This is a genomic window from Streptomyces kryoterrae, assembly GCF_054072135.1.
In genome coordinates, this window is record NZ_CM133358.1 from 2,237,536 (window position 1) to 2,249,487 (window position 11,952).

Sequence of the window (11,952 nt, forward strand, 5' to 3'; positions counted from 1 at the left end):
GCGCACGCGGAGTTCGTGTACGCCATTCGTGGACGAGGTTCGGCGGTTCGGCAGGGGTGTGCGGGGCCGCTCAGTGGGCCCAGTCCCCCCGGACATGGCCCAGGTGCCGGGTCATCACGGTCCGTACCCGCTCCGCGTCCCGGGCCAGGAGCGCGTCGAGGATCTCCAGGTGCTCCTCGGCGGTCGACTTGAGCAGGCCGCGTTCGGCCAGTGCGGTGAGCCCGTACAGCCGGGAACGTTTGCGCAGGTCGCCGACGACCTCGACCAGGTGCTGGTTGCCGGCCAGAGCGAGCAGACCGAGGTGGAAGCGGCGGTCGGCCTCGACGTGGGCGATGAGATCGCCGCTGTCCGCCGCGGCGACACTCTCCTCCGCGTGTGTGCGCAGCGCCTCCAGGGCGGCCGGGTCGGCGGTCGCGGCGAGACCGACGGTGGTGGGGATCTCGATCAGCGACCGGACGTGGGTGTACTCGTCGAGCTGCCGCTCGGAGACCGTGGTGACCCGGAAACCCTTGTTGGGTACGGGATCGACCATGCCCTCCTTCACCAGGTCGAGCATGGCCTCGCGCACCGGGGTCGCCGAGACGCCGAAGCGGGCGGCGAGCGAGGGCGCCGAGTACACCTCGCCGGGCCGCAGTTCACCGGCGACGAGCGCGGCCCGCAGCGCGTCGGCGACACTCGCCCGGTAACTGGGCCGCTGCCCGCCGATGCTGGGGAGGGCGGGGCCGGTGCGCTGAACGGCCATGGGAGTTCTCCTGGGTGGATCTCGAATGGTGCGGTGTCAGAGTACGAAGCCGGCCGGGAACGGGTCGTCCGGGTCCAGCAGGTACTGGGCGGTGCCCGTGATCCAGGCGCGGCCGGTGATCGTGGGCACCACGGCGGGGCGTCCGGCGACCTCAGCGCTCTCGACGAGCCGCCCGGTGAACGACGTACCGATGAAGGACTCGTTCAGGAAGTCCTGGTGCAGCGGGAGTTCGCCGCGTGCGTGCAGCTGGGCCATCCGGGCGGAGGTGCCAGTGCCGCAGGGCGAGCGGTCGAACCAGCCCGGGTGGATGGCCATCGCGTGCCGGGAACGGGTCGCGTTCGAGCCGGGGGCCGCCAGATAGACGTGGTGAACACCGTTGATGGTCGGGTTCTCCGGGTGTACGGGCGGACCGTCGGCGTTGATCGCGTCCATCAGGGCGAGTCCGGCGGCCAGGATGTCGTCCTTGCGCTCGCGCTCGAAGGGCAGGCCGAACTCGTCGAGGGGCAGGATCGCGTAGAAGTTGCCGCCGAAGGCGAGGTCGTACGTCACCGTGCGACCGTCGGCGAGGGTCGCCTTGCGGTCCAACTCCACAGCGAACGAAGGCACGTTGCGGATCGTGACCGCTTTCGCCACGCCGTCCTCCACGGCCACCTCGGCGATGACGAGCCCGGCCGGGGTGTCGAGGCGAATGGTGGTGACCGGCTCGACGACCGGGACCATGCCGGTCTCGACGAGCACGGTCGCCACGCCGATCGTGCCGTGTCCGCACATCGGCAAATAGCCGGAGACCTCGATGTAGACGACGCCGTAGTCGCAGTCGGGCCGGGTCGGCGGCTGGAGGATCGCCCCGCTCATGGCGGGGTGCCCGCGCGGCTCGTTCATCAGGAAGTGCCGTACGTCGTCCCGGTGTTCGCGGAACCACAGCCGGCGTTCGTTCATCGTGTCACCGGGGATCGTGCCGATTCCGCCGGTGACGACCCGGGTCGGCATGCCCTCGGTGTGCGAGTCGACGGCGTGCAGGACGAGCTTGCTGCGCATGATCGCGATCCTCTCAGGTCAACTCGGGCCGACGCGGGTCGGCCTGCTCTCGGCGTGCTGTCGGCTCAGGCGAGGCCGAGGGCGACAGCCTGCTCGGTGGCCTCGCGGACCGCCTTCTCCTGCTCGGGCAGCAGCGGCATGCGCGGTGGGCGGACGGGACCGCCATGCCGGCCGACGATGTCCATCGACAGCTTGATCGCCTGGACGAACTCGACCTTGGAGTCCCAGCGGTGGAGTGCGTGCAGCTGCCGGTAGAGCGGCAGGGCGGTGGCCAGGTCGCCCGCCACGGCCGCGCGGTACAGCTCGACCGTCGCCCGGGGCAGGGCGTTGGGGTATCCGGCGACCCAGCCCACCGCGCCGGCCGTGGCCAGCTCCAGCAGGACGTCGTCGGCGCCGATCAACACGTCGAGTTCCGGGGCGAGTTCCTGGATCTGGTAGATGCGCCGGGTGTCCCCGGAGAACTCCTTCACACCCTTGATGTGTCCGGCCGCGTGCAGTTTGGCGAGCAGTTCGGGGGTGAGGTCGATCTTGGTGTCGATCGGGTTGTTGTACGCCACGATGTCGATCCCGGCCTTGGCGACGGCCGCGTAGTGCGCGAGCACCGACCGCTCGTCGCCGCGGTAGGCGTTGGGCGGCAGCAGCATGACGGCGGCGCAGCCGGCGTCCTTGGCCTGCGCGGCCCAGCGGGCGGACTCGGCACAGCCGTAGGCGGCCACGCCCGGCATCACCCGGTCCCCGCCGATCGCGGCGACCGCGGTCTCGACGACCTTCACCCGCTCCTCGGCGGTGAGCACCTGGTACTCGCCGAGCGAGCCGTTCGGTACGACGCCGTCACAGCCGTTCTCGACGAGCCAGCGGCAATGATCCGCGTACGCGGGGTAGTTGACGCTCAGGTCGTCGTTCAAGGGCAGCGCGGTCGCGACGAGGACACCTCGCCAGACGGGGGTGGGGGCGGGGGCGGAAGTGGGGCTGCTCATGGGTGCCTCGTCCTTCGGGTCAGTTGTACGGGGAACGAAATGCGTGGGGGCGGGGTCCAACTGCCTTGCATGTCAAGGGTGTTCAGGCTCCTGCGCCAGCACGCCCAGCGGGACCGGACGGGCGAACGGCCGCTTCGTCGGACCTGCCGGGCAGCCCGCGACCCCGGCGACGCCGGGCGCACAGACCCGCCCCTGGCACCACCCCATCCCGGCCCGGGTGAGGAGCTTGACGGTCCGCAAATCCGTCGCGCCCAACTCCTCGACCGCCTCGCGGACTTCCGCTGCCGTCACCTCCTCACAGCGGCAGACGACGGTGTCGTCGGTGACCAGTTCCGCCCAGTGCGCGGGCGGGGCGTAGGCGGTGTCGAGGGCGGCGAAGAACTTCCGCAGCCGGGTACGGGTCCGGGCGGCCGTCGCCCGGCCGGTGTGCCGTGGTGCGGCTCCCCTCAGCCGGGCGGCGATCGAGTGCCCGGCGATCTCGCCCTCGGCCAGCGCGAGTACCGCTCCCCCGATGCCGGTGGCCTCGCCCGCCGCCCAGACCCGCTCGACGTCGGTGCGCTGCTCGGCGTCGGTGACGACGAAGGGGTCCCCGGTGGCGTCGATCGCGCACCCGAGGGTCTCGGCGAGGTCGGTGTGCGCGAGCATGCCGTGTCCGACGGCCAGGGTGTCGCAGGCGATCCGCCGACTGGTGGCCGGCCGCACCCGGCCGTGGGTGTCCAGGGCGGCGACGGTGACGGCCTCGACGCGGTCGGTGCCGTGCGCCGCGACCACGGTGTGACGTACCGTCACCGGCACTTTGTGGCGCAGCAGTCGGGCCGCGTAACGGGCCGCCTCGGCGACCTTCGCCGGGTTGGCGGCGAGCGTCGCCGAGTGCCGTACGAAGTCGGCGGGGTGCGTGGACTCGACGTATGCGACGACTTCGGCGCCCGCCGCGGCGAGACCGGCCGCGACCGGCATCAGCAGCGGCCCGGTCCCGGCGACGACCGCCGTACGGCCCGGCAGGACGAGGCCGCCCTTGAGCATGGCCTGCGCGCCGCCCGCGGTGAGGACACCGGGGAGGGTCCAGCCGGGGAAGGGCAGTACCTTCTCGTAGCCGCCGGTGGCGAGGAGGACTGCGTCGGCGGTGACGGTCTGCGACGCGGCCTGCCCGGGACCGATGAGGGCGTGCACGCCGAAGCCGACGCCCCCTCCGAACTCCCTTTCCACCAGCCACACATGACGATCGGCCAGGTGGGTGATCCGGCCCGCCGCGACATGCGCCGCCAGCCGGTCCCGCAGCTTCTTCCAGGTACCCCAGGCGTGGTGCAGGGCCTGCGGCCTGCGTGCCCTCAGTGCTGCCGCGGGCTGCCGGTAGAACTGCCCGCCCGCCTGCGCGCCGGCGTCGAGCAGCACGACCCGGACGCCCCGGTCGGCCGACGTCAGCGCGGCGGCGAGTCCTGCCGGACCTGCGCCGACCACCGCGAGAACGGCCCTACCCGAGTTCGTCATGGCCGGTGCCTTCCTGGGTCCGGATCACGTCGCCGGGTGCGGCCGGGACGAGGCAGGCCCGTTGGTTGGGGCGGTCGTTGACGGTGACGAGGCAGTCGAAACAGACCCCGATGCCGCAGAAGACCCCGCGTGGCGCACCACTGCCCCGCGTGCGGCGCCAGGAGGTGATCCCCGCCGACCAGAGCACGGCGGCGACGGTCTGACCGGGCAACGCGTCGGTCTCGTCCCCGTCGACGGTGACGGTGAACGGGGGTCCGGGCCGGGCCCGGACCAGCTCCAGCGGAGTCACTTCCTTCACCTTCTCCACCTTCTCGACCCTCTCGGCCTTCTTCAACCACTTAGCCCTCTCCACGTTCCTCACCGCTCCTCCCCCGCGAACCTGTCCGGGCGGAACGGCGTCAGATCGAGGTCGGGTGTCCGGCCCGTCAGCGACTGTGCGATCAGGTGCCCCGTGCCGACCGCGAGCCCGATCCCCGCCCCCTCGTGACCGCACGCGTGGTAGAGCCCCGGGGCCCGGGGGTCGGCCCCGATGGCCGGCAGATGGTCCGGCAGATAGGGGCGGAAGCCCAGGTAGGCGCGCATCGCGTGGACCGTGCCGAGGACCGGGAAGAGCGCAGTCGCCTGGGCGGCCAGTCGGCGTACGACGGGGAGGGAGAAGGTCCGGTCGAAGCCGACCCGTTCGCGGCTCGCCCCGATCAGCACCGGGCCGGCGGCCGTGCTCTCGACGACCGCCGAGGACTGGAGCCCGGCGTCGCCACTGGCGACATCGGCGACGTAGTCGGCGGCGTACACCTTGTGCCGGACGATCCCGGGCGGCAGCGGTTCGGTGACCAGGACGAAGCCGCGGCGGGGCAGCACGGGCAGGCGCACCCCGGCCAGCGCGGCGACCTCGCCGCCCCAGGTGCCGGCCGCGTTGATGACGACCGGGGCGTGGATGTCGCCGTGCCCCGCCGTCCGTACGCCGTGCACGGAACCGTCCGGCGCGCGCAGGATGTCCGTGACGGCCGTGCCGGTGCGCAGCTCGGCTCCGGCCCGCCTGGCCGCCCGGACGACCTGGGCGGCGGCGAGGGAGGGCATCACCTGGCAGTCCTGCGGGTACCGGACGCCGCCCACGAGGCCGGGGGCCAAGTGCGGTTCCAGGTCGGCGAGTCGGCCGGCGTCGACCACCTCGGCCTCGACGCCCGCCGCCCGCTGTGCGGCGGCGAAGCCGGTCAGCGCGGCCATGCCCTCGGCGTCGGAGGCGACGACGATCCCGCCCTTCGCCTCGAACTCGACGGCGCCACCGATGCCCGGCTCGGCGGCGAGGTCGTACCAGAGGCGGGCGGAGAGCAGCGCGAGATCCAGCTCGGGCCCCGGCTCCTTGTCGGAGACGAGCAGGTTGCCCTCACCGGCGCCGGTGGTGCCGCCGGCCACCGGCCCCCGGTCGAGGACCAGGGTCACGAGGCCCGCCCTGGCGAGATACAGGGCGCAGGCGGCGCCGACCATTCCGGCACCGATGACCACAACATCGCAGGTCAGTCGCTTGCTCACATCAGTACAATGTCACATGTTTCTATTCCCGCCAAGGGCGCCTGGGCTCGACCCGCCGCTGAGGTGCGGCACCTCAAAATGAGAGTGAATACCTCAACATGAGAGTGCAAATGAGAGTGAATACGTCAAAATGTTAGTGACGCAGGTCACTCTCAGAAGGTGGGCGCATGTTGCCACGGCGATTAGCGCTGGTCACAGCTCCGCGGGCTGATGAGGCGTTCGCGTCGTGGGTGGATCGGATGGCTCGCGTGAACCGATGTCCGCCGGCCGACGTAGCCGACCTGATGGGGCTGCGTCTTCGAGGGGTGTATGCGAATGCCCGGCCCCCTGTGTTCGGAGTGCAATGTGATGAGGCGGTCCGGCGATCCGTGTACGCAGCGACGGGGGTCCCTGGCGGCACGGTGGACAGGATGCACCTGTCGGTCTTCGACGGTGGGCCGCTGAGCGTGGCGGCGGTGCTCTCCGCGGGCAAGGCACACTGGCCGCCGGCGGCCCGGGAGTGGGTGGAGGTGTACGGCAGCCGGGCCTGCCCCGCGCTGGGCGGCGTGAACGTGACGGCAGGAGAGTGGTTCGCGGCGTTCCGAGCATGTGTGATCTGCCCAAAGCACGGCCACGTCGAACTTCCCGCACCGCTGGATGCCACCGCGCCGGACCCCTGCCCCAACGAGGCGCCAGAGAGGAGGGCCAGCCCCGTCCCACCGGCCCCAACCGCCTTGCTGGCCCAGGGCCTTACGAGCTGCCCCGTTCCTGGCTCACCCCCGCCGTCACCCTCAACCGATGGTGGCGAGCTCGGACGGGCACGGACCCACCCTCCGAACTCCAAGCCCTGGTCGACGCCGTCACCACCGGACACGGCATTGACTTCTACCGCTGAATTTGACGAATTACCGGTAAGTACTCGCCGAGTACGAGAAGTTGCGAATCGCCACATGTAATAGACGGTCAGAAACCTGTCCGGAAACCGCGCGGCCCCTCAACTACAGGGGACACGACCCTCGAAGGACAGGCGTCTGCCTGAGACTTGGGCCGCCACGGCGGACGGCCCAAGTCCTTCGGCGACGACATGGCCCACTACGCCCGCGCCCTGCGCACCGACGGCGTCTCCATCCCCGCGATCGCAGCCAAGCTCTTCATCCCCACAGGCAAGAACAGGGGCCGGAACCCATCCGTCGCCTCCGTCTACCGTGTCCTTGCAGGGGTTCATGCGATGAGGGCAGCGGTCCTGGGCTGCGCAGCTTGAGGCGCCATGACGAACGGCAGTCCCGTCTTGCTAGAGCCGCATGAGCGTGTACGCCGACAACATCATGGGATTGGCGGTCATGTGGCAGAGGCTGAAGCAGCGATCCGTGCGCTGATGACAGCCCGTCCGCGCTCCGATGACGGGAAACGGTTGAGCATCGCGCGCAGCTCCCCTGCGTCGACGTTGGCGCCGAAGGGCTCGGTGCCCGGCTCGAGTCGTACGCCTTCGGCAAGGGGGCCTGCCATGACGGGGTCGAAGCCAAGGGCGTCAACGAGGTGCGCGGCAGTAGCGAGGTCGCCCGGATCGTCACCGGCGATTGCGATCGCCTTGCGTCCCGGTGTTCCCCCTGGCCGGGCCCCGTCCTCAAGGTCGTGGTAGCCCATGTGGTTGAACGCCTTGACCACGCGTGATCCGGATAGGAAGGCCTGCACGATCTCGCTTGACGAGGTCTGTGGGTCTGTGAGGTCCTCGCGGGCTCCGTCGACCTCCCACCAGTAGTTCATCGCGTCGATGACGAGTTTTCCCTGCAGTGCTTCGACGGGAACGCTTCGGTACTTGCCGAGCGGGAGGGCGAGGATGACGACGTCCGCCCGGGCTGCGGCTTGCGCCGGGGTGACGGCGACGGCGCCGGGCGTGAGCACTTCGACGGTGAGGGCTATCTTGGCGGGGTCGCCCGATCCGGCGATCAGCACGCGGTAGCCGACTGCCCGGGCAAGTCGCGCGAGCACGGTGCCCACTTTCCCTGCACCCAGGATGCCGACCGTGCCGAGGTCCGCGCTGGTCATGTCTTCTCCGTTCACGGTCAGCCTGCGAGGATGTCGCGGACCATCGGGATCACCTTCGTGCCGTACAACTCGACGGCGCGCAGGCGAGCGCTGATCGGGATGGAACCCGCGGTGTAGATGAGGTCGAACCGGCCGACGCCCAGCGCAGTGACGGCACCCGCGATCTTGCGGGCGACTGTCTCGGGCGAGCCGACGTAGAGGGAGCCGTGCTCGATCTCGTTCTCGTACTCCTCCCTGCGTACCGGCTGCCAGCCGCGCAGTGCGCCGATGCGGTCACGGATGACCCTGTAGCGGGGCCAGTGCAGCTCCCGGGCTTCCTCGTCCGTGTCGGCGACAAAGCCCGGTGAGTGCATCCCGACCGGATGGGCGGTCGTGCCGAACTGGTCGGTGGCGCGCTGGTAGAGGTCGACGTAGGGCGCGAAACGTTCCGGGTTACCACCGATGATGGCGATCATGAGCGGAAACCCGTAGCGCGCGGTGCGGACGACCGACTGGGGTGAGCCGCCGACGCCTACCCACGTGGTCAGGTGTCCGGACTCGGTCTTGGGGAAGACATCGGCGTTGTCGAGAGGAGCTCGCTTGGTGCCGCTCCAGGTGACGGGCTTCTCCTCGAGCAGCTTGGCGAAGAGCTCGATCTTCTCCTCGAACAGCACGTCGTAGTCGCTCAGGTCGTATCCGAACAGGGGAAACGACTCGGTGAAGGAGCCGCGCCCGAGGATGACCTCGGCCCGGCCGTTCGAGAGCGCGTCCACTGTCGAGAACCGCTGGAACACGCGGACCGGATCGTCGGAGCTCAGCACGGTCACGCCGGAAGCCAAACGGATACGGCTGGTGCGCGTGGCGATGCCGGCGAGCACGGTCTCCGGAGTGGAGATCGAGTACTCCGGACGGTGGTGCTCACCCAGGGCGATGGCGTCGACGCCGATCTCATCCGCGAGAACGGCCTCCTCGACAACCTGCCGGATGGCCCTCGCGTCGGAAACGAGGGTGCCGGAGTCGTCCTCCGGCACATCGCCGAACGTGTCCAGACCGAAGACGAGATCAGACATGGGTGGGCTCCTTCGTGAGCAGTTCTCGCACCCCCGGGGCGACTTCCCGGCCCGGCGACTCGATCGAGTGGGCACGGGCGCCGCGGGGCAGGTTCATGACGTTGTATGTGAGGTCGAAACGGTTCGGACGAAGGTCGCGGGCCATCGTGGCGATCTTGCGGCCGACCGTCTTGGGGGAACCGGCGAACAGCACGCCCTGATCGATATCGACGCTTAGCGTTCGCCTGTCGGCTTGCAGAACCCGCGTTCCTCCGCGAGTTGGGCCGCGGGCGGCTGCCAGTGCTGCCACCAGGTTTCGATCACCCCCTCGACGATGAGTCGAACGGTCTCGGCGTCACTCGGTGTGCGGTCGGCATCCGTCGCGTCCTCCCCGAACGAGTCAAGCCCCAGCGGAAAGGCTGTGGTCGCCACGGTTCCTCTTACTCCGTTCTCGGCCGTATGCGCACGCCAGCCAGTTCGTTGACGTATCAAGTATTGCTCGATATGATTGACGTGTCAACAAAGGGGATGGCGGCACGCCATGACAGAGCCACGCAAGGCAGTTCCCACCGCCGAGGAGCTGCGGATCTGGCGCGACTTCATCGAGACGACGGAAGCGCTCCGCTCGCAGCGCGCCTGAAGCGCGAGTCTTCCTTGTCGCCGGGCGACTACGCCGTGCTGCTCGCGCTCCGGGAAGAGAGCGGGTGGCGGCTCCGCCCCTCCGAACTGGCGGCTCACATCGGCGGGCATTGCAGCCGGCTCTCGCACCAGACCGGCCGTATGGAGCGGCGAGGGCTGATTCGGCGCGAAGCGTGTGCCACTGACAGTCGTGGCACCGAAGTGGTGCTCACGCCCGAGGGTGCGGAAGCCTTCCGGTGTGTGTCCCTGCCTCATCTGCGTGCTGTTCGTGAACTTTTCGTCGATCCCCTCACGCCGGAGCAGCTCGCGGCAGCCGACCGGATCGCGGCGACGCTCCACACCCGTCTCCAGATGTTGCGTGACACCTGAACGGGTTCTGCCGCGCCGGTCACTGCAGGTGGAAACGGCACCGTCCGAGACGGACGAATTCGCCGGCGGAACAGCGCGCCCCCACGTTCGGTCTGCCCGCCTCGCGGCCTGGCGTTACAAACGCCTCGGGCTGTCGGCGGCAGGCGTCGCTGTCACTCGTGCAACGTGCTGGCTCAGCTTCCCCGGGGCTGAACCGCAGTTGATCAAAAACGAGCGCATCGAATGTCCGTTGCGTGCCTCCCGTGAGTCGCCCGCCGCATGGGTGGCCAGATCCGAGACGTGACCGACCCCACCAAGCGGGTGTCGGTTCGGACCGACACGTGCGACGCCACAGTGCCCAGGTGTCGCGAGACCCGGTGAGTAACCGGGCTGGATGGCCGTTCAGCACACCACCGTCAAGCTGTCGCATGTGGCCAAGCTGATTGTGGTGCGGACGCGTACAGCGACCTGGCTGCGGGGAAGTGATCACACGGTGGGCAGGTCTTGGAGCGCGTCACGCCCCAGTACCGCGGACGCGGCGACGACGCCGCCCACGATGGCGCCGCTGACTCCGGCCGCCACGACGTCCTGCCCGCTGAGGAACAGGTTGGTCACCGGTGTTCTGGTACCAAGAGCGCGGTCTGCGAACCGTTGTGGAGTGTGCGCGAGGGACATGAAGTCGCCGTGCTGACGTCCCAGGAAGTGGTTGAAGCTCAAGGGGGTGGCCAGCTCCATGTGGTCGATCTTTCCGGCCAGTTGCGGGCAGAAGCGCAGTACCTGCTCCAGGAGTTCGGCGCTCAGGCGTTCCTTGAGATCCTCGTACTCGGCCCCGCGGTTCATCCAGGCGGTGTCGGCGTAGGGCTCGAACAGGGACCAGGCGGTCAGGCCGCAGATGTCGATGGTGGCCCGCCCCGGATGGTGTGTCTCCCACTCCGGGTCCTTGGCCGAGGGGAAGGAGAGGAAGTACAGCGGCATGGGACGGCTGTGCGGATCGGCTTCGTAGGCGGCGACCTGGGCGTCGATGTCGGGGCCTGTGTGCGCCCAGATGTTGGCAGGGTCCAGGCCCAGGGAGGAGGCGGATTCCTTGAGGCCGATGTTCAGGACAACCCATGTGAGTGAGGGCCCGATGGCCCGGCAGCTGTCGGCGAGGCCCGTGGTGTCGGCCTCCTTCGGCAGCAGCCGCGTCATGGTGTTCAGCGCGCCGGCGTTGCTGATCACCACCGGGGCCAGGAACTCCCGGCCGTCGGCCATCGTCACCCCGCGGGCCTCGCCGGTTTCCGACAGCAGTACCGAACTCACCTCGGCCGCCACCAGGACCGCGCCGCCCTCCTCGCGGATCACGTCGCAGATCGTCTCCGCCAGCCGGCCCGATCCGCCCACCGGGAAGTTGGCGCCGTCGATGTAGTGCCGGATCAGCATGGCGTGCATTCCGAAGGACGCACGGCCAGGGTCCATGCAGTAGTCGCCGTAGTGCCCGCACAGCACGGCCCTGAGCTCCTCGTCGTCGGTGAGCTCGGAGAGGACCTCTGTGACCGTGCGGTCGGAGAAGCTCCGGAAAGGGCCGCACAGGTCGTCGTAGAGGGCGTCGGCATCCGGCTGCGGCAGGCTGCGCTGCGCGAAGAAAGGACTCGCGGCCCGGTTCGCCTCGAAGACGAGGTCGACATACCGGTCGATGGCGTCGGCCTCGGCCGGGAAGTACTCCTTCATCTGCTCCCTGAACCGTGCGGCCCCCGAGGGGTACTCGTAGGTGCGGTCGCCGATGACGATCTTGTTGTAGACGTCCGGCATACGCTCCCACTCGAGCTTTCCGCCGCTGATGTGGTCGAAGATCCTGCGCAGGCCGGCGTTGGGCCGGTGCACTTCGCCCATGTAGTGCAGACCGGCGTCCCATTCGTAGCCTGCCCGTTTGAAGACCTGGGTGGCGCCACCGGCGGTGCTGTGCTTCTCCAGCACCAGGACCCGCTTTCCCGTACGGGCCAGGAACGCTGCCGCGGTCAGCCCTCCGATTCCGGATCCGATGACGATCGCGTCCCAGGAATCCCCTACCGCACTTCGTCGGTAGCTCTCTCCGGCAGTCACCACACACCACTCCTTCTCACCTGACTTCGGTAAACCGAAGTCAGACTAGAAGGCGATT

12 protein-coding genes and 2 pseudogenes are annotated in these 11,952 nt (G+C 69.5%); 3 read left to right on the top strand and 11 right to left on the bottom strand.

Annotated elements, in window-relative coordinates:
- Window positions 1-70: 70 nt before the first annotated feature.
- The 6 genes from ACW4TU_RS09330 to ACW4TU_RS09355 all read right to left on the bottom strand — a co-directional run bounded on the left by ACW4TU_RS09330 (window position 71) and on the right by ACW4TU_RS09355 (window position 5,775).
- Window positions 71-742, bottom strand: a complete 672-nt coding sequence (locus ACW4TU_RS09330) for a GntR family transcriptional regulator (protein ID WP_457426519.1) — start codon at window positions 740-742, stop codon at window positions 71-73.
- A gap of 36 nt (window positions 743-778) precedes the next feature.
- Complete coding sequence (locus ACW4TU_RS09335) at window positions 779-1,780, bottom strand: proline racemase family protein (protein WP_457426521.1); 1,002 nt, start codon at window positions 1,778-1,780, stop codon at window positions 779-781.
- Between the two features lie 65 nt (window positions 1,781-1,845).
- Window positions 1,846-2,757: a dihydrodipicolinate synthase family protein gene (locus tag ACW4TU_RS09340; protein WP_457426523.1), complete on the bottom strand. Its 912-nt coding sequence runs from the start codon at window positions 2,755-2,757 to the stop codon at window positions 1,846-1,848.
- A gap of 72 nt (window positions 2,758-2,829) precedes the next feature.
- Complete coding sequence (locus tag ACW4TU_RS09345) at window positions 2,830-4,245, bottom strand: FAD-dependent oxidoreductase (RefSeq protein WP_457426525.1); 1,416 nt, start codon at window positions 4,243-4,245, stop codon at window positions 2,830-2,832.
- Window positions 4,229-4,534: a (2Fe-2S)-binding protein gene (locus tag ACW4TU_RS09350; protein WP_457430001.1), complete on the bottom strand. Its 306-nt coding sequence runs from the start codon at window positions 4,532-4,534 to the stop codon at window positions 4,229-4,231. The genes ACW4TU_RS09345 and ACW4TU_RS09350 overlap by 17 nt, the downstream gene beginning before the upstream one ends.
- Before the next feature lie 68 nt (window positions 4,535-4,602).
- Window positions 4,603-5,775 carry an NAD(P)/FAD-dependent oxidoreductase gene (locus ACW4TU_RS09355; protein WP_457426527.1) on the bottom strand — a complete coding sequence of 391 codons (1,173 nt, stop codon included), beginning with the start codon at window positions 5,773-5,775 and terminating at the stop codon, window positions 4,603-4,605.
- Between the two features lie 239 nt (window positions 5,776-6,014).
- Between ACW4TU_RS09355 and ACW4TU_RS45675 the strand changes: the two are divergent.
- Both ACW4TU_RS45675 and ACW4TU_RS09360 read left to right on the top strand, forming a co-directional pair.
- Window positions 6,015-6,326, top strand: a pseudogene (locus ACW4TU_RS45675) (hypothetical protein); the annotation flags it as partial.
- 72 nt (window positions 6,327-6,398) lie between these two features.
- Window positions 6,399-6,636: pseudogene (locus ACW4TU_RS09360) on the top strand (IS701 family transposase); the annotation flags it as partial.
- 456 nt (window positions 6,637-7,092) lie between these two features.
- Here ACW4TU_RS09360 and ACW4TU_RS09365 read toward each other — a convergent pair.
- From ACW4TU_RS09365 to ACW4TU_RS09380, 4 genes are read right to left on the bottom strand one after another with little or no spacing between them, the layout of a single operon-like run.
- Window positions 7,093-7,800: an NADPH-dependent F420 reductase gene (locus ACW4TU_RS09365; protein ID WP_457426529.1), complete on the bottom strand. Its 708-nt coding sequence runs from the start codon at window positions 7,798-7,800 to the stop codon at window positions 7,093-7,095.
- 17 nt (window positions 7,801-7,817) lie between these two features.
- Complete coding sequence (locus ACW4TU_RS09370; protein WP_457426531.1) at window positions 7,818-8,849, bottom strand: LLM class flavin-dependent oxidoreductase; 1,032 nt, start codon at window positions 8,847-8,849, stop codon at window positions 7,818-7,820.
- Window positions 8,842-9,042 carry a hypothetical protein gene (locus ACW4TU_RS09375; RefSeq protein ID WP_457426533.1) on the bottom strand — a complete coding sequence of 67 codons (201 nt, stop codon included), beginning with the start codon at window positions 9,040-9,042 and terminating at the stop codon, window positions 8,842-8,844. Before ACW4TU_RS09375 ends, ACW4TU_RS09370 begins: the two co-directional genes overlap by 8 nt.
- Before the next feature lie 20 nt (window positions 9,043-9,062).
- Window positions 9,063-9,260, bottom strand: a complete 198-nt coding sequence (locus ACW4TU_RS09380) for a hypothetical protein (RefSeq protein WP_457426535.1) — start codon at window positions 9,258-9,260, stop codon at window positions 9,063-9,065.
- Window positions 9,261-9,503: 243 nt separating this feature from the next.
- On the opposite strand from ACW4TU_RS09380, the gene ACW4TU_RS09385 reads away from it, so the two are divergent.
- Window positions 9,504-9,836, top strand: a complete 333-nt coding sequence (locus ACW4TU_RS09385) for a MarR family winged helix-turn-helix transcriptional regulator (RefSeq protein WP_457426537.1) — start codon at window positions 9,504-9,506, stop codon at window positions 9,834-9,836.
- A gap of 465 nt (window positions 9,837-10,301) precedes the next feature.
- Here the strand turns inward: ACW4TU_RS09385 and ACW4TU_RS09390 are convergent, their stop codons facing one another.
- Window positions 10,302-11,897 carry a phytoene desaturase family protein gene (locus ACW4TU_RS09390; RefSeq protein WP_457426539.1) on the bottom strand — a complete coding sequence of 532 codons (1,596 nt, stop codon included), beginning with the start codon at window positions 11,895-11,897 and terminating at the stop codon, window positions 10,302-10,304.
- Window positions 11,898-11,952: the final 55 nt, after the last annotated feature.